Source organism: Pseudomonas fluorescens (assembly GCF_902497785.1).
In the GTDB taxonomy this organism is placed as follows: domain Bacteria; phylum Pseudomonadota; class Gammaproteobacteria; order Pseudomonadales; family Pseudomonadaceae; genus Aquipseudomonas; species Aquipseudomonas fluorescens_BO.
In genome coordinates this window covers 189,558-208,373 of the sequence record NZ_CABVHK010000006.1, presented here as the reverse complement: position 1 = coordinate 208,373, position 18,816 = coordinate 189,558, and the positions used below count along the sequence as shown (strand labels likewise).

19 protein-coding genes are annotated in these 18,816 nt (G+C 61.0%); 13 read left to right on the top strand and 6 right to left on the bottom strand.

Going from position 1 to position 18,816, the window contains the following annotated elements; genetic code table 11:
* Window positions 1-348 precede the first annotated feature (348 nt).
* Together F8N62_RS11195 and F8N62_RS11190 are read right to left on the bottom strand one after the other, a co-directional pair.
* The gene (locus tag F8N62_RS11195; protein WP_150711017.1) at window positions 349-1,665 is read right to left on the bottom strand and encodes a bifunctional DedA family/phosphatase PAP2 family protein; all 1,317 of its coding nucleotides are present in this window, start codon (window positions 1,663-1,665) and stop codon (window positions 349-351) included.
* Window positions 1,666-1,786: 121 nt separating this feature from the next.
* Entirely contained in the window at window positions 1,787-2,482 is a 696-nt protein-coding gene (locus F8N62_RS11190; RefSeq protein ID WP_150711016.1) for a DNA-3-methyladenine glycosylase, read from the bottom strand.
* A gap of 189 nt (window positions 2,483-2,671) precedes the next feature.
* Between F8N62_RS11190 and F8N62_RS11185 the strand changes: the two genes are divergently transcribed.
* The 13 genes from F8N62_RS11185 (at window position 2,672) to F8N62_RS11125 (ending at window position 15,249) form a co-directional block, all read left to right on the top strand.
* Window positions 2,672-3,943, top strand: a complete 1,272-nt coding sequence (locus F8N62_RS11185; RefSeq protein WP_150711015.1) for a glutamate-5-semialdehyde dehydrogenase — start codon at window positions 2,672-2,674, stop codon at window positions 3,941-3,943.
* The gene (gene nadD / locus F8N62_RS11180) at window positions 3,912-4,634 is read left to right on the top strand and encodes a nicotinate-nucleotide adenylyltransferase (RefSeq protein ID WP_150711014.1); all 723 of its coding nucleotides are present in this window, start codon (window positions 3,912-3,914) and stop codon (window positions 4,632-4,634) included. The genes F8N62_RS11185 and nadD overlap by 32 nt, the downstream gene beginning before the upstream one ends.
* A 72-nt stretch (window positions 4,635-4,706) precedes the next feature.
* Entirely contained in the window at window positions 4,707-5,201 is a 495-nt protein-coding gene (gene rsfS / locus F8N62_RS11175; RefSeq protein WP_150711013.1) for a ribosome silencing factor, read from the top strand.
* Between the two features lie 9 nt (window positions 5,202-5,210).
* Window positions 5,211-5,678, top strand: coding sequence for a 23S rRNA (pseudouridine(1915)-N(3))-methyltransferase RlmH (rlmH, locus tag F8N62_RS11170; protein ID WP_007937439.1), 468 nt, complete (start codon window positions 5,211-5,213; stop codon window positions 5,676-5,678).
* A gap of 10 nt (window positions 5,679-5,688) precedes the next feature.
* Entirely contained in the window at window positions 5,689-7,584 is a 1,896-nt protein-coding gene (gene mrdA / locus F8N62_RS11165; RefSeq protein WP_150711012.1) for a penicillin-binding protein 2, read from the top strand.
* Window positions 7,585-7,615: 31 nt separating this feature from the next.
* Complete coding sequence (gene rodA / locus F8N62_RS11160; RefSeq protein WP_191632376.1) at window positions 7,616-8,719, top strand: rod shape-determining protein RodA; 1,104 nt, start codon at window positions 7,616-7,618, stop codon at window positions 8,717-8,719.
* Window positions 8,720-8,736: 17 nt separating this feature from the next.
* Entirely contained in the window at window positions 8,737-9,747 is a 1,011-nt protein-coding gene (gene mltB / locus F8N62_RS11155) for a lytic murein transglycosylase B (RefSeq protein ID WP_150711010.1), read from the top strand.
* Window positions 9,747-10,760 (top strand): septal ring lytic transglycosylase RlpA family protein, encoded by a 1,014-nt coding sequence (locus F8N62_RS11150; RefSeq protein ID WP_150711009.1) that lies wholly within the window; start codon window positions 9,747-9,749, stop codon window positions 10,758-10,760. Before mltB ends, F8N62_RS11150 begins: the two co-directional genes overlap by 1 nt.
* A gap of 183 nt (window positions 10,761-10,943) precedes the next feature.
* A complete protein-coding gene (locus F8N62_RS11145; RefSeq protein ID WP_150711008.1) occupies window positions 10,944-12,101 on the top strand; it encodes a D-alanyl-D-alanine carboxypeptidase family protein in 1,158 nt (385 codons plus the stop codon).
* Window positions 12,102-12,180: 79 nt separating this feature from the next.
* Window positions 12,181-12,456, top strand: coding sequence for a DUF493 domain-containing protein (locus F8N62_RS11140; RefSeq protein ID WP_150711007.1), 276 nt, complete (start codon window positions 12,181-12,183; stop codon window positions 12,454-12,456).
* The gene (gene lipB / locus F8N62_RS11135) at window positions 12,456-13,103 is read left to right on the top strand and encodes a lipoyl(octanoyl) transferase LipB (RefSeq protein WP_150711006.1); all 648 of its coding nucleotides are present in this window, start codon (window positions 12,456-12,458) and stop codon (window positions 13,101-13,103) included. The genes F8N62_RS11140 and lipB overlap by 1 nt, the downstream gene beginning before the upstream one ends.
* A 1-nt stretch (window position 13,104) precedes the next feature.
* Entirely contained in the window at window positions 13,105-14,127 is a 1,023-nt protein-coding gene (gene lipA / locus F8N62_RS11130) for a lipoyl synthase (RefSeq protein WP_007946663.1), read from the top strand.
* A 174-nt stretch (window positions 14,128-14,301) separates the two neighbouring features.
* On the top strand, window positions 14,302-15,249 hold the full coding sequence (locus F8N62_RS11125) for a S66 peptidase family protein (protein WP_150711005.1): 948 nt from the start codon (window positions 14,302-14,304) through the stop codon (window positions 15,247-15,249).
* A gap of 77 nt (window positions 15,250-15,326) precedes the next feature.
* On the opposite strand, the gene F8N62_RS11120 is transcribed toward F8N62_RS11125, so the two are convergent.
* The 4 genes from F8N62_RS11120 to lptE all read right to left on the bottom strand — a co-directional run bounded on the left by F8N62_RS11120 (window position 15,327) and on the right by lptE (window position 18,751).
* On the bottom strand, window positions 15,327-16,649 hold the full coding sequence (locus F8N62_RS11120; protein ID WP_150711004.1) for a lytic murein transglycosylase: 1,323 nt from the start codon (window positions 16,647-16,649) through the stop codon (window positions 15,327-15,329).
* 62 nt (window positions 16,650-16,711) lie between these two features.
* Window positions 16,712-16,876, bottom strand: coding sequence for an alternative ribosome rescue factor ArfA (arfA, locus tag F8N62_RS11115; RefSeq protein WP_150711003.1), 165 nt, complete (start codon window positions 16,874-16,876; stop codon window positions 16,712-16,714).
* 192 nt (window positions 16,877-17,068) lie between these two features.
* The gene (holA, locus tag F8N62_RS11110; RefSeq protein WP_150711002.1) at window positions 17,069-18,106 is read right to left on the bottom strand and encodes a DNA polymerase III subunit delta; all 1,038 of its coding nucleotides are present in this window, start codon (window positions 18,104-18,106) and stop codon (window positions 17,069-17,071) included.
* A 39-nt stretch (window positions 18,107-18,145) separates the two neighbouring features.
* Window positions 18,146-18,751 (bottom strand): LPS assembly lipoprotein LptE, encoded by a 606-nt coding sequence (gene lptE / locus F8N62_RS11105; protein ID WP_150711001.1) that lies wholly within the window; start codon window positions 18,749-18,751, stop codon window positions 18,146-18,148.
* Between the last annotated feature and the right edge of the window lie 65 nt (window positions 18,752-18,816).

The following is an 18,816-nucleotide window of genomic DNA, read 5'->3' as shown; positions in this document are numbered from 1 at the left end:
TCCAGGGGGGATTTCGCGTGCAGCCTGTCGTGATGAAGGTTGAGCGGTTGAGAACCGCATGGCGATGAGCATTAACTTACCAGCAGTATCAGGTTTTATCTGGTACTTGCGTGGAGGTCATATTGCAACTACTCGACTGTAGAGGGTAGAGAAGGGGTGGCGCATAACGATGTTACTTCGAATGTCGCAATGATAAGTTCCGTGGCGAATGTGCACTTCTTTCATGTTGAAAAGTTTACAGTCAGAGAGATTGCCATTGGACAGGGGCGCTCGATTGAACGCCCTTGCTCGTACGAGCCGCTAGTGCAAAATCAATTAGACAAATTTGACCTTGGGTGAGCTGACTGGCTAGTACGCATACCGCAACATCGCATGCGGCAAGTGCCGCAACGCAAAGAAACTGAACAACGCCACCATGGCCGGTATTACCAGCCACCAAATCCTCGGTGGCATGGCACTGAGTGGCGCCTGTCGTTGAATCAGCCCCAGCGTCGCAGCACAGAAACACGCCGCCAGCATCGCGCCGGCGACAATGTCCGTCGGCCAGTGTGCACCGAGGTAGACGCGCGACAACGCAATCGCCAGCGCCGGCAGGCAGGCTACGAATACCCAGGTCAGGCGCATGCGCGGAGGTTGGCCGCGGCCGGCCAGCACCGCCAATGTCAGAAACAGCGCGAAAGCCCCCGAAGCGTGACCGCTGGGCATGCTGTAGCTCACCAGCGGGTCACTCAATACTTCCGGGCGCACGCGGGCAAAAAACTGTTTGGTGTAGGTGTTGGCGAGGGCGGTGCACAGCAGCGTGCTGCCAGCGAAAACCGCCTGTCGCCATTGTCGGGTGATCAGCAGCAAAGTGGTCAGCAGTGCGCTGAACAGCAGCATGTTGCGGAACTCGCCGATCAGCGTGAAGGTCACCGCCACTTCATCCAGCGTCGGGCTGCGGTGTTCCTGAACCAGCGTCATGACCCCCTGATCGAGGGCCGTGAGGTGCGGGTAGCCGATAAACAGTCCCGCGAGAATCAGAAAGCTCATGCCGGCAATGACGATGGTCGCTTTGCGATGACGACGCAGGCTGCTGGTCGCGCTCAGGGCCACCATCACCGCAATGCTGCCGGCGACGATCCCGGCTTCAGGCCAGAAACCGTCTGGCAGCGGCAAACGAATAGCCGCGCCCGTGGCCCAGCCGGGCAGTAGATAGGCGACGCTCCAACCGGCGGCGGCGAGCAGGCTGACAGCGACGAAGCGCGGGAACGGCATGTCGAACATCCCGGCGACCATCGGCAGCATCGGCCGCAAAGGCCCGATGAAGCGCCCGACCAGCAGGCTGGCGATGCCGTAGCGCTGGAAATACGCCTCGGCGCTACCGATCCATTCCGGATGATGGCGCAGGCCGGGCAGGCGCCGGATGTTCTGATGGAAATGTCGCCCGATGAAGTAGGAGACGATATCCCCCAGCACGCCAGCGACGAATCCCAGCAACAGTGTTTCGCTCAACGACAAAGCACCGCTGCCGGCCAGGACCGCGACGGCAAACAACAACACCGTGCCGGGCACGATCAGCCCGGCAATCGCCAGGCACTCGACGAAGGCCACTGCAAACACCGCCGCGGCCAGCCATTGCGGGTTTGCCGCCAGCCATCCGGTCATGCTATCGAGCCATGGGCCCATAAAAACAACTCCATCATTGTCCGTTAAACCGTAGGAGCTGCCGAAGGCTGCGATCGTTTGATCTTGATCCTTTCAAAAGCAAAAGATCGCAGCCTTCGGCAGCTCCTACGGGAGATTGTGTTTACAGCAAAAAATAATCCCGCCCTTCGACCTGCCCCCGTCGCAGCGGGTTCCGCGTGCAATACGGGGCGTACGCGGCGTCGACAAAGCGGTACATCAAATGTTCATCGCGCCCCTGGGGAATGCCCAGGCGGGTGGTCTGGATGATGTGGCCCGGTGCCGGACCGACATCCTCCACCAGCAACAACTCATGATCGAAGCGCTTGGCGTCCCAGACCGGCACCTTCAAACCCAGCGCCTTGCACAGCAATGTTTGCCCGGCGCAAAGCTTTTGCGACGGGCGAGGGCGGCCTTGAGCGTCAGGGTTGTTCAGCAGCATCTGCGCCAGACTCGCCGGCCCGCTCAGTTCATCGACCCAGGGATAGGCAGATTTGATCAATACCGCATTACCCGGCCCTTGAGCGCTGAAGTTCAGCGAATCGCCACCCCGGGCGTAATACATATAGATGTGGCCGCCATCCAGAAACAAAGCCTTACGCTTTTCTGTGTAACCGAGGGAGGCGTGGCTGCCTTTTTCCTCAAAGTAATAAGCTTCGGTCTCGATAATTCTGGCGCTGAGCCACAACTCGCCGACCCGGTGACGAATCACCTTGCCCAGTAAATCACGGGCCAGAGTCTGCGCGTCGCGGTCGAAAAAAGCGTCCGGGAGGCCGGTGGGCAGGCTCGCAGCGGGCGCACGTACAGTCAGATTGGACATGATGAACGGCGTTTGTCAGGGCTGATTGAATCGCGATGATAACAATTTGCAGCTTAATCACGGCTGAACGTCGGCAAATTGCCTCCGATTTCGACCATCCGCCCGTCACCGCTGTTAGTCGAGGGACGCGGCAGCTATAATCTGCCGCTTTACTCTTTACCAAGACCTGAGCAAAGACCACCACAGACCATGACTGAGTCCGTTCTCGACTACATGACCCGCCTGGGTCGCGCTGCCCGCGAAGCTTCCCGCGTTATCGGCCGTGCCAGCACCGCGCAGAAAAACCGCGCTTTGCAGGCGGCTGCCAATGCGCTGGACGCTGCACGCGCCGAGCTGACTGCCGCCAACGAGCTGGATTTGGCGGCCGGCCGCGCCAGTGGTCTTGAGCCTGCTTTGCTGGAACGTCTGGCGCTGACGCCAGAGCGTATCGACGGCATGATCGTCGGCCTGCGTCAGGTGGCCGCCTTGCCGGACCCGGTCGGCGCGATTCGTGACATGAGCTTCCGTCCGTCGGGGATTCAGGTCGGCAAGATGCGAGTTCCATTGGGCGTGATCGGGATCATTTACGAATCCCGGCCCAACGTGACCATCGATGCCGCCAGCCTGTGCCTGAAGTCGGGCAATGCGACCATTCTGCGCGGTGGTTCCGAGGCCATTCATTCCAATCGGGCCATTGCGGCCTGCATCCAGCGCGGTCTGGCCGAGGCCGATCTGCCGGCGGCCGTGGTGCAAGTGGTCGAAACCACGGATCGTGCTGCCGTTGGCGCGCTGATCACCATGCCTGAATACGTCGATGTCATCGTCCCGCGTGGCGGCCGTGGCCTGATCGAACGGGTCAGCCGTGACGCGCGCGTTCCGGTGATCAAGCACCTGGACGGCATCTGCCACGTGTACGTCGGCGCCCACGCCGATCTGCCGAAAGCCCGACGCATCGCCTTCAATGCCAAGACTTATCGTTATGGCATCTGCGGTGCGATGGAAACGTTGCTGGTGGATCAAGCCGTTGCCAAGGATTTCCTGCCGTCGATGGCGACACAGTTCCGCGAAAAAGGCGTCGAACTGCGTGGCTGCGAGCGCACCCGTTTGATTATCGATGCGGTAGCCGCGACTGAAGAAGACTGGAACACCGAATACCTGGCGCCGATCCTGTCGATCCGCGTGGTCGACGGGCTGGACCAGGCCATCGAGCACATCAACCAGTACGGCTCCCATCACACCGATTCGATTGTCAGCGAAAACCTTGCAGACACCCGGCGTTTTGTCGCGGAAGTCGATTCGGCGTCGGTGATGATCAACACCCCGACGTGCTTCGCCGATGGCTTCGAATACGGATTGGGTGCCGAGATTGGCATTTCTACTGATAAGCTGCACGCCCGCGGCCCGGTGGGCCTCGAAGGCCTGACCTGCGAGAAGTACATCGTGGTCGGTGATGGCCAGTTGCGCGGCCAGGCGTCGGTCTGACTTGGGCGACCTTAACGCGTCGGCCCGGGACACCGCCTCCGAACCTGCGCCCCGACGTATCGGCATGTTGGGCGGGACGTTCGACCCGGTGCACATCGGCCATTTGCGCGGTGCGCTGGAAGTTGCCGAATCGCTGGCGCTGGACGAGTTGCGTCTGACGCCGAGTGCCAGGCCGCCGCATCGCGGTACGCCGCAGGTGTCGGCGAAGGACCGTCTGGCGATGGTCGAGTGCGCGGTGGCCGGTGTGGCGCCGCTGGTAGTGGACGCCCGCGAATTGCAGCGGGACAAGCCGTCCTACACCATCGACACCCTGGAGCTGATGCGCGCCGAACTGGCCGCTGAAGACCAGGTTTTTCTACTTTTGGGCTGGGACGCATTTTGCGGCCTGCCCACTTGGCACCGCTGGGAAGAGTTGCTCCAGCATTGCCACATCCTGGTGCTGCAACGCCCGGATGCCGACAGCGAACCGCCGGATGCCTTGCGCAACCTGCTGGCAGCGCGCTCGGTGAGCGACCCGCTGGCCCTCAAAGGGCCGAGCGGACAGATTGCATTCGTCTGGCAGACGCCGCTCGCGGTATCCGCCACCCAGATCCGTCAACTGCTGGCCAGCGGTAAGTCGGTACGTTTCCTGGTGCCCGACGCGGTCCTGGCCTACATCGATGCGCACGGACTTTACCGTGCGTCGAACTGAAAAAGGGTGCGCTTCAAGGCACGTGAATGCGTGTAGCGAAGCGCCCGAACATACGAGCAAAACGAGTTTTATATGACTGACAAAGACGTAGCTAAAGTTAAGCGCAAAGGCACATTCAAGAGCGCCCCGCTGCCAGTGGAAGCGCCAACCGGCCCTGAGCTGGTCGGCGCAGAACTGGTCAAGGTTGCCGTAGCCGCCCTGGAAGACGTCAAGGCCCAGGACATTCAGGTCATCGACGTTCGTGAAAAGCAGAGCATCACTGACTTCATGATCATCGCAACCGGTACCTCCAACCGCCAGATCGGCGCGATGCTGGACAAGGTTCGCGAAGCCGTCAAAGCCCAGGGCGTCAAGCCACTGGGTGAAGAAGGCAAGGGCGACAGCGACTGGGTCCTGCTGGATATGGACGACGTGATCGTGCACATGATGACGGCCTCGGCGCGCCAGTTCTACGACCTGGAACGCCTGTGGGCCGGTGCCGAGCAGAGCCGTTCGGCGAGCGCCGCGCATCACAGCCCGGAAAACACCCATGAGCATTTCACCAAGCTCAACAAAGACCAGCAGTAAGGGCCCGCTGTGCGACTGCGACTGATCGCCGTCGGTTCACGCATGCCCAAATGGGTGGAAGAAGGCTGGCATGAGTATGCCAAGCGTCTTCCGTCCGAGCTGGCGCTGGAACTGGTGGAAATACCGCTCAACACCCGGGGCAAGAACGCCGACGTGGCGCGCTTCATCCGTCAGGAAGGCGAAGCCATGCTGGCCAAGGTCGGGCCGAACGAGCGGGTTGTCACCCTCGAAGTCCACGGCAAGCCCTGGAGCACCGAGCAGTTGGCGGTCGAACTCGATCGCTGGCGTCTCGATTCGCGCACGGTGAACTTCATGGTCGGCGGCCCCGAAGGGCTGGCGCCGGAAGTCTGTGCGCGGGCCGATCAGCGCTGGTCGTTGTCGCCATTGACGTTGCCCCACCCGCTGGTGCGGATTCTGATCGGCGAACAGCTGTACCGTGCCTGGACAGTTCTGTCCGGCCACCCTTACCACAAGTAGTTCTGCCCTCATGTCCCAGCCGATCCGCATCAAGGACCACGAAAAAGACGCCCGTCTGGTGCGTGGCCGCGTCGTGTTCGGGGCTATTGCGGTGGTGCTGCTGATCGCCGTGCTGATCGCGCGGCTGTATTTCCTCCAGGTGATCCAGTACGAGTACCACTCGACCCTGTCGGAAAACAACCGCGTCCATGTGCAACCGATTCCGCCGACCCGCGGGTTGATTTTCGACCGCAATGGCGTGGTGGTGGCCGATAACCGGCCGAGCTTCAGCCTGAGCATGACTCGCGAACGCTCCGGCGACTGGCAGCAAGTGCTCGACGTGATTGTCGAAGTGCTGGAGCTGACGCCCGAAGATCGAGTGATCTTCGAGAAACGCATGCGTCAGGGCCGTCGGCCATTCGAGCCGGTGCCGATCCTGTTCGAGCTGACTGAAGAGCAGATCGCCCGCATCGCGGTAAACCAGTTCCGGCTGCCAGGCGTGGAAGTGGTCGCGCAACTGGTGCGGCATTACCCGCAGGGCGCGCACTTTGCGCACTCGGTGGGTTACATGGGGCGGATCAACGAGAAAGAGCTGAAATCCCTCGATCCGGTCAATTACAGCGGCACTCACCACATCGGCAAGACCGGCATCGAGCGTTTCTACGAGCCCGAGCTACACGGTCAGGTGGGTTACGAAGAAGTCGAAACCAACGCTCGAGGCCGCGTGTTGCGGGTGCTCAAGCGTACCGATCCGATTCCCGGCAAGGACATCGTCCTGAGCCTGGACATCAAATTGCAGGAAGCGGCCGAAGCGGCACTCGGCGGTCGTCGTGGTGCGGTGGTGGCGCTGGATCCGGCCACCGGCGAAGTATTGGCCATGGTCAGCCAGCCGAGTTTCGATCCGAACCTGTTCGTCACCGGCATCAGCTTCAAGGCATATGCCGAGCTGCGCGATTCCATCGACCGGCCGCTGTTCAACCGCGTGCTGCGTGGTTTGTACCCGCCGGGTTCGACGATCAAGCCGGCGGTGGCGATTGCCGGCCTGGATGCGGGCGTCGTGACGGCGTCGAGCCGGGTTTACGATCCGGGCTATTACCAGCTGCCCAATTACGACCACAAGTACCGTAACTGGAACCGCACCGGTGACGGCTATGTTGATCTGGACACGGCGATCATGCGTTCCAACGATACCTACTTCTATGACCTGGCGCACAAACTGGGGATTGATCGGCTGTCGGCGTACATGAGCAAATTCGGCATCGGCCAGAAGGTTTCGCTGGATATGTTCGAAGAGTCGCCGGGGCTGATGCCGACCCGCGAGTGGAAGCGCGCGACCCGTCGTCAGGCCTGGTTCCCGGGTGAAACGCTGATCCTCGGGATCGGTCAGGGCTACATGCAATCCACGCCATTGCAGTTGGCCCAGGCCACGGCACTGGTGGCCAACAAAGGGGTGTGGAACCGTCCGCACCTGGCCAAGACCGTCGAGGGTGAAAAGCCCAAGGATGACAACCCGATGCCGGACATCATCCTGCGCGACCCGTCCGACTGGACCAGGGTCAATCACGGTATGCAGCAGGTCATGCACGGCGCTCGCGGTACGGCGCGCAAGGCGGCAATCGGCGCGCAATACCGCATCGCCGGCAAAAGCGGCACGGCCCAGGTGGTCGCGATCAAGCAGGGCGAGAAGTACGACCGCTCCAAAGTTCAGGAACGCCATCGCGACCACGCCCTGTTCGTTGGCTTCGCGCCGGCCGACAGCCCGAAAATCGTGGTGTCGGTGATGGTCGAGAACGGCGAGTCCGGTTCCGGTGTCGCAGCGCCCGTGGTGCGTCAAATCATGGACGCCTGGCTCCTCGACCAGCAAGGTCATTTGAAAGCCGAATACGCCAGCCCTATCAGTGCGGAGGCTACGGCCCGTGAAGAGTAATTTCGATCGCATCCTTTCCAGTGAGGATGTGATGCGTCGCCGTGCGACGCTGTTGCAACGCATGCACATCGACGGCCCGTTGCTGATCCTGCTGCTGACCCTCGCCGCTGGCAGCCTGTTTGTGCTGTATTCGGCCAGCGGCAAGAGCTGGGACCTGCTGGCCAAGCAAGCCACGTCGTTCGGCATTGGTCTGGTGTCGATGATCGTCATTGCCCAATTCGAACCACGGTTCATGGCCCGCTGGGTGCCGGTCGGTTATGTGGTCGGCGTGCTGCTGCTGGTCGTCGTCGACATTATGGGTCACAACGCCATGGGGGCGACGCGCTGGATCAACATTCCCGGGGTGATCCGCTTCCAGCCTTCGGAGTTCATGAAGATTCTGATGCCGGCGACGATTGCCTGGTATTTGTCCAAACGCACCCTGCCGCCGCAGCTCAAGCATGTGGGTGTCAGCCTGTTTCTGATCGGCTTGCCATTCATTCTGATCGTGCGCCAGCCAGACCTCGGCACCTCTTTGCTGATTCTGGCGGGCGGCGCGTTTGTGCTGTTCATGGGCGGGCTGCGCTGGCGCTGGATTGTCAGTGTGCTGGCGGCGGCGGTCCCGGTGGCGATCGCGATGTGGTACTTCGTCATGCACGATTACCAAAAACAGCGCGTCCTGACCTTTCTCGACCCCGAAAGCGATCCGCTCGGCACCGGCTGGAACATCATCCAGTCGAAAGCCGCTATCGGTTCCGGCGGCGTGTTCGGCAAGGGCTGGTTGTTGGGTACTCAGTCGCACCTCGACTTTCTGCCGGAAAGCCACACCGACTTTATTATTGCGGTGATGGGCGAAGAGTTCGGCCTCGTCGGTATCTGCGCACTGCTGCTGATTTACCTGCTGTTGATCGGTCGCGGGCTGGTGATTACCGCTCAGGCCCAGACATTGTTCGGTAAATTGCTCGCGGGCGCCCTGACCATGACGTTTTTTGTTTACGTTTTCGTCAACATCGGTATGGTCAGTGGCCTGTTGCCGGTTGTGGGGGTGCCGTTGCCGTTCATTAGCTACGGAGGAACTTCGCTGGTGACGCTGCTGTCAGCGTTTGGGGTTTTGATGTCGATCCATACCCATCGTAAGTGGATCGCACAGGTTTGAATAAGGTGAAGAGTTCAATGCAAGTAATGCGTGGCTGGGCGACTCGATACGCGCCGTGGGTCGGCCTGGTAAGCATCCTTGGCACAGCGCAGGACGCGTTGGCCGGCGATTACGAAGGCTCACCCCAGGTGGCCGGTTTCGTCGGTGAAATGACCCGCGACTACGGTTTCGCCGGTGAACAGCTGATGGGCGTGTTCCGCGAAGCCGAGCGCAAGCAGTCGATTCTGGACGCGATCTCGAAACCCGCCGAACGGGTCAAGCAGTGGAACGAGTACCGCCCGATGTTCATCACCGACGCGCGTATTGCCCGCGGCGTGGACTTCTGGCGTCAGCACGAGGCGGTGCTGGCGCGTGCGGAGCAGGAATACGGCGTGCCGGCGCAGGTGATCGTGTCGATCATCGGCGTTGAAACCTTTTTCGGCCGCAATACCGGTAATTTCCGGGTGATCGACGCCTTGTCGACCCTGGGTTTCGACTATCCTCCCCGTGCCGAATTCTTCCGCAAGGAATTGCGTGAGTTTCTGCTACTGGCGCGTGAAGAGCAGGTCGATCCATTGACCCTCAAAGGCTCGTACGCCGGGGCCATGGGCCTGCCGCAGTTCATGCCGAGCAGTTTTCGCGCCTACGCGGTGGACTTCGACGGGGACGGCCACATTAATATCTGGACCAATCCGGACGATGCCATCGGCAGCGTCGCCAGCTACTTCAAGCGTCACGGCTGGGTGGCCGGCGAGCCGGTGGTCAGCCGCGCCGACGCGCGTGGCGAGCAGGTCGACGAGGGTTTGACCACGGGCATCGAACCGACTAAAACCGTCGGGGAGTTGCGGGCGTTGGGGTGGTCAAGTCATGATGCGCTGCGCGATGATATGCCGGTCACGGCATTCCGCCTGGAAGGTGACAATGGCCCTGAGTACTGGATGGGCCTGACGAATTTTTACGCAATCACGCGTTATAACCGCAGCGTGATGTACGCCATGGCCGTACATCAACTGTCTGAACAGCTGGTCCAAGCACGGGGCGTCAAGTAATGCGGGCATTGCCTATGAATAAACCCCTGAAGCTGATGGCATTCGCCGCGTTGGCTGTGCTGGTCGCCAGTTGTTCGACCAGCCGCGCGCCGGCTCAGAAATCTTCATCCACCGCCGTGCGTGCTACGCCGGGGCTGGACATCAACCGCGCCCACAAAGATGGCGCGCCGTGGTGGGACGTCGACGTATCGCGCATCCCGGACGCCACGCCGACCCTGCACACCGGTCCTTACAAGGCCAACCCATACACAGTGCTGGGCAAGACCTACTTCCCGATTCAAGAGTCCAAGACCTATGTCGCCTCAGGTACGGCGTCGTGGTACGGCACCAAGTTCCATGGCCAGAACACCGCCAACGGCGAGGTGTACGACCTGTACGGCATGAGCGCCGCCCACAAGACCTTGCCATTGCCAAGTTACGTTCGGGTGACCAACCTGGACAATAACAAGTCGGTGATTTTGCGGGTCAACGATCGCGGGCCGTTCTACTCGGATCGCATTATCGATTTGTCGTATGCGGCAGCCAAAAAGCTCGGCTATGCCGAAACCGGCACCGCGCGGGTCAAGGTTGAAGGCATCGACCCTCAGCAATGGTGGGCGGCCAAAGGACGTCCGGCGCCGCTGATGCTCAACGAGCCGCAAGTTGCGCAGAACACCGCGCCGACCATCACCGCGTCCGCCGGCACCGTCGAGCAATGGACGCCTCCGCCGCAGCAACACGCCGCGGCCGTCGTGCCTTTGCAGATCGATGCAAAAAAAAACGCTTCTGCACCAGCGTCTGGCCAGTATCTGCAGGTGGGCGCGTTCGCCAACCCGGACGCTGCAGAACTCCTGAGATCGAAGCTGAGCGGGATGGTGAGCGCTCCGGTGTTCATCAGCTCGATCGTGCGCAATCAACAAACCCTGCATCGGGTTCGCCTGGGGCCGATCGGCTCGCCGGGTGAAATCCAGCAAGTGCAGAACAGCGTGCGCCTGGCCAATCTCGGTTCGCCGAGCGTGGTCACTGCCGAGTAATACGTAAGACTTGATTGAAGGTTCACTTGCGGTTTTGGGGGGTGGACCTGGTTGTTGGCTCGTTGAAGAACAAAAGCCCGGCAAGGGTTCTGAGTGAACGACTGAACACGCGATGGTTCGATAGAAAACCATCTAGATTAGTTTTGCCTTCGGGCAGTTTCCATTAGCGATTTCGAGAGACGGATGAACATCACCACCTTTGCCAAACGCCTGTGCCTTCTAGTACCGCTGCTCCTTTCGCCAGCCGCTTTCGCGGTCGAGATGATGCCGTCGCCGCCACAACTGGCCGCCAAAGCCTACGTGCTCATGGATGCCAGCAGCGGCAACGTGCTGGTGGAGAACAACGGTGACCAGCGTCTGCCGCCGGCCAGCCTGACCAAACTGATGACCGCGTACCTCGCGACCCTGGAAATCCGTCGTGGCCAGATTGGCGAAAACGACCCGGTGACCGTCAGCGAAAACGCCTGGCGTACCGGCGGCTCGCGGATGTTCATCAAGGTCGGCACGCAGGTGACGGTCAGCGATCTGCTGCACGGCATCATCATTCAGTCAGGTAACGACGCCAGCGTTGCGCTTGCCGAGCACATCGCCGGCAGCGAAGACGCCTTCGCCGACATGATGAACAAAACCGTGGCCGACCTGGGCATGACCAACAGCCACTTCATGAACCCGACCGGTCTGCCGAACCCTGAGCACTACTCGTCGGCTCACGACATGGCCGTGCTGGCTCGCGCAATCATCCACGAAGACCCGGCTCACTATGCGATCTACTCGCAGAAAGAGTTCTTCTGGAACGGTATCAAGCAACCTAACCGTAACCTGCTGCTGTGGCGCGACAAGACCGTTGACGGTCTGAAAACCGGCCACACCGACGAAGCCGGCTACTGCATGGTGTCTTCGGCTGTACGTGATGGCATGCGCCTGATCGCCGTGGTGTTCGGCACCAACAGTGAAGTCGCTCGTGCGTCCGAAACCCAGAAGCTGCTGACTTACGGTTTCCGTTTCTTTGAAACCCAGACCTTCTATCAGAAAGGCGCCGAGCTGGCTCAGGCCCCTGTCTGGAAAGGCACCACCAACCAGGTCAAGGCCGGCCTGGCTCAAGACCTGACCATGACTCTGCCAAAAGGCCAGCTGAAAAAGCTCGCTGCCAGCATGACCATGAACCCACAACTGATCGCGCCAATCGCCAAGGGCGACGTGATCGGTAAAGTCGAAGTGAAACTGGAAGACAAGGTGGTGCACAGTGCCGACCTGATCGCTCTGGACGCGGTCGACGAGGGTGGTATCTTCCGTCGCATGTGGGATAGCATCCGTCTATTCTTCTACGGCTTGTTCAACTGAATTAGTGTGGACTCGCATGGCCCCGTTCCCATCGGAACGGGGCCATGTCCGTTGCCACGGCTTACGAGGCCGTTACGCCATGACAGACACCGAAGTAAAGGCGCCAAAAATCGAATTTCCCTGCGCGGATTACCCGATCAAGGTGATCGGCGACACCGGCGTGGGTTTCAAGGACAGGATCATCGCGATCCTTGAGAAACACGCGACCGTTGACCACAAGACCCTGGCCGAGCGCCAGAGTACCAACGGCAAGTACACCACCATCCAGTTGCACATCATCGCCACCGGTCAAGAGCAGCTGTACGACATCAACAGCGAGTTGCGGGCTACCGGTTTCGTGCACATGGTGCTGTGATGTCTGGCAGGCTGGGCTTTCGCGAACTCGGCCAGATGGCTTACGAGCCGGTCTGGCATGCCATGCAACGCTTCACCAACGAACGCGGCAGCGATGCCGCCGACGAAATCTGGCTGGTCGAGCACCCGCCGGTGTTCACCCAGGGCCAGGCCGGCAAGGCCGAGCACTTGTTGCTACCGGGCGATATTCCGGTGGTGCAGGTTGACCGCGGTGGCCAGGTGACTTATCACGGCCCCGGCCAATTGGTTGCCTACCTGTTGCTGGATGTACGCAAGCTGGGTTTCGGCGTGCGTGACCTGGTCACCCGCATGGAACACTGTCTGATCGAATTGCTGGGCAGTTACGGCGTGACGGCGGCGGCCAAGCCGGATGCGCCGGGTGTCTACGTCGACGGGGCGAAAATCGCCTCCCTGGGTCTGCGGATCCGCCACGGTTGTTCCTTTCATGGCCTGGCCCTGAACGTGGACATGAACCTGGAACCGTTTCGACGGATTAATCCCTGCGGCTACGCCGGGCTGGCGATGACCCAGCTGAGCGACCATGCAGGATCGATTGAATTTGCCGAGGTAAGTGCCCGGCTGCGCGCGCAGCTCGTCAAACACCTCGACTATGCTGAGCAGACGACCCTAACGGGCGGAATCGACTGATATGACTACTGATGCAGTGCAAACCATGATCCCGACGCTGGATGTTACCGAGCGTCCGGCCCCGCGTGCCAAGGTTGAAGCCGGCGTCAAGCTGCGCGGCGCCGAGAAGGTTGCACGCATCCCGGTGAAGATCATCCCGACCACCGAACTGCCGAAGAAGCCCGACTGGATCCGCGTACGCATCCCGGTTTCCCCGGAAGTCGACCGCATCAAGGCGCTGCTGCGCAAACACAAGCTGCACAGCGTCTGCGAAGAAGCGTCCTGCCCGAACCTTGGGGAATGCTTCTCCGGCGGCACTGCAACCTTCATGATCATGGGCGACATCTGCACCCGTCGCTGCCCGTTCTGCGACGTGGGCCATGGCCGTCCGAAGCCACTGGACGTCAACGAGCCGGAAAGCCTGGCCATCGCCATCGCCGACCTGAAACTGAAATACGTGGTGATCACCTCGGTTGACCGCGACGACCTGCGTGACGGCGGTGCCCAGCACTTTGCCGACTGCATCCGCGAGATCCGCAAGCTGTCGCCGAACGTGCAGCTCGAAACCCTGGTACCGGATTACCGTGGCCGCATGGACGTCGCGCTGGAAATCACCGCCGCTGAGCCGCCGGATGTGTTCAACCACAACCTGGAAACCGTGCCGCGTCTCTACAAGGCGGCGCGTCCGGGTTCGGATTACCAGTGGTCGCTGACCCTGCTGCAACGCTTCAAGCAGATGATGCCGCACATTCCGACCAAATCCGGGCTGATGCTCGGTTTGGGCGAAACCGACGAAGAAGTCATCGAAGTGATGAAGCGCATGCGCGAACACGACATCGACATGCTCACGCTGGGCCAGTACCTGCAACCGTCCCGCAGCCACTTGCCGGTGCAGCGTTTCGTGCACCCGGACACCTTCGCCTGGTTCGCCGAGGAAGGTTACAAAATGGGCTTCAAGAACGTTGCGTCCGGTCCGCTGGTGCGTTCTTCGTACCATGCTGACGAGCAGGCGAAGCTGGTTAAAGCCGAGCTGATGTCGTCCTGATCGGCTGATTGTCAGAAATGCCCGCGAGGCTTGTTCGGTCTCGCGGGTATTTTTTTGCCTGGCCTACGGCAATCGCAGGCTTTTCCTGCACGCAGTGGGGGCGTAGTCCCTCTTCTGTTTGTCTGCATTCCTGACTACTGTGTGTTGAAGATTTTTGCGCAGGGAGATTCATGGATGACCGTTCGACCGATCCACACACTGTCACCTCATCAGCCCGTTCCGGCCTTGCCCCCGGAAGGGTTGATCGGAGTTATTGCGCCCGCAGGCCCCGCGCCGCTGAACACCGACAAAGCGCTCGCCTGGATGCGCGCGCGCGGTTACGCGCTACGGATTTTCCCCGGCGTGTATCAGCAGGATGGTTATCTGGCGGGCAGCGACGATGTGCGGCTCAATGACCTGCACGCCGCATTTGCCGATTGCGAGGTCGACGCAATCATTTGCCTGCGCGGCGGTTACGGTACGCCGCGCCTGCTCGACCGCATCGATTTTGAATTGCTGCAGAACAACGCCAAGCCATTCATCGGCTACAGCGACATCACCGCGCTGCACCTGGCAATCAGTCGCTACGCCGGTTTTGTGACCTTCCATGGGCCGTTGCTTAACGCAGATCTGTTGGGCGACAAGCAGAAGCCGACCGAGTCTTCGTTTTTCAACATGCTCAGAGGACAGGTGAAGGCGGGCAGCGTGCTGGCGCACCCGGCCGCCCATCCGTTGACCACCCTCGAGCCGGGCATCGCTCACGGGCGTTTGCTGGGGGGCAATCTGTCGATAATCGCCGCAACCATGGGCACACCGTACGAAATCGATGCCGAGGGCGTAATCCTGTTCATCGAGGACATCAACGAGCCGCTCTACCGGATTGACCGCTTGCTGACTCACCTGCGACTGGCGGGGACGCTGTGCAAGCTGCGCGGGGTTCTGGTAGGTGACATAGCGGGGGTGGAGACGGCAGCGCTGGAGCGTTTGCTCAAGCAGACCTTTGAACCGCTGCGGATACCGGTGCTGGCCGGGTGGCGCAGCGGGCATTGCGATCCGAACCTGACGTTGCCGATGGGGGCGCTGGTGCGGCTGGATGCGGGGAACAGGGAGTTGGTGTTGGAGCAGGATGTGGTGATCAGATAGACCAAAAGATCGCAGCCTTCGGCAGCTCCTACGGGTGTACATCTGTAGGAGTTGCCGAAGGCTGCGATCTTTTGCTTTTAACGGTTACGCAAACCTTCAAGCAGCTTGTGCGTAGGATACCCGTCCGCCGGCCAGCCAAACGACTGCTGCGCGCTGCGGATCGCCTTGCGGGTATTGGCGCCGATAATCCCGTCCGCAGCGCCCGCGTCGTATTTCTGCGCGCTTAGCAGGTTTTGCAGCTCGATCCGCTCGGTACGGCTCAGCGGCAGATCATCCTTCGGCCAGGCGCCGTTGATCAGGCCTGCACCGCTGAAACGTTCCGACAACAGGCTCACGGCCAACGCGTAGGACGACGAGTTGTTGTACTTGAGGATCGCCCGGAAGTTGTCGAGCACCAGGAACGCCGGGCCGCGATAACCGGCTGGCAGCAGCAGGGCGGCGGAGAGGTTTTCCGAGCCTGGCGGGACTTGAGCTCCATTGGGCAGGGCGACGCCCAGTTGCAGCCATTCAGCGACACTCTTGCGCGTCGTGCCATCGGCCAGCACGTAGTTGAAGCTGCCTGGCAGCTGAACTTCGAAGCCCCACGGCTGGCCTTTCTGCCAGCCAGAGCTTTGCAGGTAATGCGCCGTCGACGCCAGCGCATCGGCCGGGCTGCCCCAGATGTCGCGGCGACCGTCGCCATCGAAGTCCACGGCGTGGGTGTTGTAGGTGGTCGGGATGAACTGGGTCTGGCCCATGGCTCCGGCCCAGGAACCGAGCATTTTCTCCGGTTCGATATCGCCTTGTTGCAGGATTTGCAGGGCCGCGATCAATTGCGCGTGGGCGAACCCCGGACGGCGGCCTTCGTAGGCGAGGGTCGCGAGGGAGTTGATCACCGACTTGCTGCCCTGGAACTGGCCGAAGTTACTCTCCATGCCCCACACCGAGACCAGTGCCTGACGATCGACGCCGTAACGCTGTTCGATGCTTTGCAGGATGTCGGCATACTGGTTGACCAGCGTCTGACCTTTGCGCACGCGCAGCGGCGACAGGGCGCCATCGAGGTATTCCCACACCGGGCGGGAAAATTCCGGCTGGCTGCGGTCGGCGCGGATCACACTGTCGTCCACGCTGACATTGGCGAAGGCACGGTCGAACAGATCGGCGCGAATGCCGGCGGCCAGCGCATCCTTACGGAAGCCGGCCTGCCATTCGGCGAAGGTCTGGGTCGGCTGCAGGTCGAGATTTTCACCGGTCGGCACCACGGGCGGAATCACCGCAGGGGCAGTCGCGACGGGAAGGGTCTGAAGCGGTTGGGCGTCGGCGGCGGTCGGTTTTTCCGCGCAGGCGACTAGCAGTACGAGGCTGGAGGCAGCTATCAATTGGCGCAGGTGCCAACGACGGGAAATACAAAGGGGCATGCACGGGTCCAGGGAATACGAATCAGGTGCAGACCTTAACATGTTGAGCGCTGGCTTGCCTTTCAGGCTGCCAGAAAGTAAGAAGCCTCCCAGCTTTTAGACTGGAAGGCTTCGCGGCGGTAGCTGCCTTTGCCCTTGCCGGCTCGTTCCTGACGGCTGCGGAACAGTGGCTGGGCGATGATGGATTTGGCCTTGTTCGGGCCATGCTGGGATGGCTTTTTGCTCATGATGATTTCTCGCAAGTGAGTGGGTTTTGCGGGGCAAATCATCGGCCGAAGTCGGGGTTCTGTCTATAGGACAAATGCAGGTTGTTTTTGTAGGAAGCAGGATCAAAAGATCGCAGCCTTCGGCAGCTCCTACAGGGGGACGCATTCCAATGTAGGAGCTGTCGAGTGAAACGAGGCTGCGATCTTTTGATCTTATTCAGCGGGCAACGACAATCTTTGGCCGGCCATCAACAACGACAACCGACTCAAACTCATCCACGGCGAACCGGCAGCCTGGCCCTTGATCTGCGCGTCAATGCGCTGCGCTTCCAGCAGCAACTGCGCCCAGCGTTGCGCCGAGTAGCGTTGCAGGGCTTTGCTCATCAACGGTTTGCGTTTGTCCCAGACCGGCGGTCGGGCCGAGCTGAAGGCTTTGTCCAGCGGCACACCCTGGCTGTATTGCAGCGACAGGTTCGCCAGCAGGCGCAGCTCGCGGGCCAGGGCCCAGAGAATCACCGGCGGTTCGACACCTTCACCGCGCAACCCTTCGAGCATGCGCAGCGCATGAGCGGCTTCGCCGTTGAGGATCGCATCGGTCAACCCGAAGACGTCAAAACGCGCACTGTCGGCGACCGCCGCTTGCACAGTCTCGACGGTGATCTGGCCACCTTCGGCCATCAGTTTGAGCTTTTCGATTTCCTGGGCGGCGGCCAGCAGGTTGCCTTCGACCCGGGCGGCGATCAGTTCGACCGCATCCTGGCTGGCGGAGAGCCCGGCCTGGGACAGTCGTTGACGGATCCAGCCGGGCAACTGATTGGCATCCACCGGCCAGATTTGCACGAACTGGGTGTGCTGACCTTCAACCAGCGCCTTGCCCCACTTGGTTTTCTGCGCGCTGCCATCGAGCTTGGGCAAGCTGATCAGCATCAGCGTGTCTTCGGCGGGGCGTGCGCAATACTCGATGAAGGCGGCGGCGCCTTTGTCACCGGGTTTGCCGGATGGCAGGCGCAGTTCCAGCAGACGCTTTTCAGCGAACAGCGACATGCTGGCGCCGGCCTGCAGCAGCGTACCCCAGTCGAAACTGGCGTCGGCGGCGAACACCTGGCGTTCGTCGAAGCCTTGCTGACGAGCGGCGGCGCGAATGGCGTCGGCGGCTTCCTGGCACAACAACGGGTCGTCGCCGCTGATGATGTAGACCGGCGCGAGCGTGCCTTGCAGGTGTTTAGCGAGTTGGGCGGGGGCGAGTTTCATAAGAGAGGGCGAACGGGGCGCCAAAGCGCCCCGTAAGTCTTATTGCTGCGGGATTTCGATGGGCGACTGGCGCGGGGTTTCCGCTTCAGCCTTCTGCGCTGCGTCCAGTGCTGCAGCTTCGGCTTGAGCCTTGGCTGTTGCGGTCTGTTGCAGTTGATCCAGCTGCGCCGGGGTGAACTGTTGCAGGCGCAGCATCATGCGTTGCACCAGTTCACGACGCATTTCCCTGCGGGCATCGTTGGCTTCCTGGTCCGAGCCCACCAGGTTGTTGCCGTCGTGGATAAAGACTTTCTGCACTTCGAGCTTATCGCTCATCAGCGGCAGGTTACCCTGGCCACGGATGTCATAGCTGAGCACGGTGCTCGCCTGATACTCGCCCGTACGACCGGCGCCCGCGTAGCTGAGGATGCGCTGGCTGTCCTGCTCATCCGTCAACACAAGCTTGTACGGCGCACCGCTATAGACCTTGACGCCACTGCCTTCCAGCACCTGGCGCAATTGCGTCACGGTTTCGCCGTAAGCGTTGCGGGCGCTCAGGTCGAGTTCCTTGATCGCCAGTTCCGTGGTGCCGGTGCCGCGCAGCTGGAAACCGCAGGCGCTCAACAGAACCGCGAGGCCCATCACCAGCAAATTGCGTTTGATCATCTTGTTGCTCCCCTTGAAACCAGGTGGGCCGATCTGGCGGCCCGAAAGGTTTTACTCGGCGCCAG

Coding starts and splice junctions, on each gene's coding strand:
- F8N62_RS11125 (WP_150711005.1), top strand. CDS start 14,302: ATGACCGTTCGACCGATCCACACACTGTCACCTCATCAGCCCGTTCCG.
- arfA (WP_150711003.1), bottom strand. CDS start 16,876: ATGAGCAAAAAGCCATCCCAGCATGGCCCGAACAAGGCCAAATCCATC.
- rsfS (WP_150711013.1), top strand. CDS start 4,707: ATGACTGACAAAGACGTAGCTAAAGTTAAGCGCAAAGGCACATTCAAG.
- lipA (WP_007946663.1), top strand. CDS start 13,105: ATGACTACTGATGCAGTGCAAACCATGATCCCGACGCTGGATGTTACC.
- rodA (WP_191632376.1), top strand. CDS start 7,616: ATGCGTCGCCGTGCGACGCTGTTGCAACGCATGCACATCGACGGCCCG.
- lptE (WP_150711001.1), bottom strand. CDS start 18,751: ATGATCAAACGCAATTTGCTGGTGATGGGCCTCGCGGTTCTGTTGAGC.
- holA (WP_150711002.1), bottom strand. CDS start 18,106: ATGAAACTCGCCCCCGCCCAACTCGCTAAACACCTGCAAGGCACGCTC.
- F8N62_RS11195 (WP_150711017.1), bottom strand. CDS start 1,665: ATGGGCCCATGGCTCGATAGCATGACCGGATGGCTGGCGGCAAACCCG.
- F8N62_RS11150 (WP_150711009.1), top strand. CDS start 9,747: ATGCGGGCATTGCCTATGAATAAACCCCTGAAGCTGATGGCATTCGCC.
- F8N62_RS11140 (WP_150711007.1), top strand. CDS start 12,181: ATGACAGACACCGAAGTAAAGGCGCCAAAAATCGAATTTCCCTGCGCG.
- lipB (WP_150711006.1), top strand. CDS start 12,456: ATGTCTGGCAGGCTGGGCTTTCGCGAACTCGGCCAGATGGCTTACGAG.
- mrdA (WP_150711012.1), top strand. CDS start 5,689: ATGTCCCAGCCGATCCGCATCAAGGACCACGAAAAAGACGCCCGTCTG.
- F8N62_RS11185 (WP_150711015.1), top strand. CDS start 2,672: ATGACTGAGTCCGTTCTCGACTACATGACCCGCCTGGGTCGCGCTGCC.
- nadD (WP_150711014.1), top strand. CDS start 3,912: ATGGCCAGTTGCGCGGCCAGGCGTCGGTCTGACTTGGGCGACCTTAAC.
- F8N62_RS11145 (WP_150711008.1), top strand. CDS start 10,944: ATGAACATCACCACCTTTGCCAAACGCCTGTGCCTTCTAGTACCGCTG.
- mltB (WP_150711010.1), top strand. CDS start 8,737: ATGCAAGTAATGCGTGGCTGGGCGACTCGATACGCGCCGTGGGTCGGC.
- F8N62_RS11190 (WP_150711016.1), bottom strand. CDS start 2,482: ATGTCCAATCTGACTGTACGTGCGCCCGCTGCGAGCCTGCCCACCGGC.
- F8N62_RS11120 (WP_150711004.1), bottom strand. CDS start 16,649: ATGCCCCTTTGTATTTCCCGTCGTTGGCACCTGCGCCAATTGATAGCT.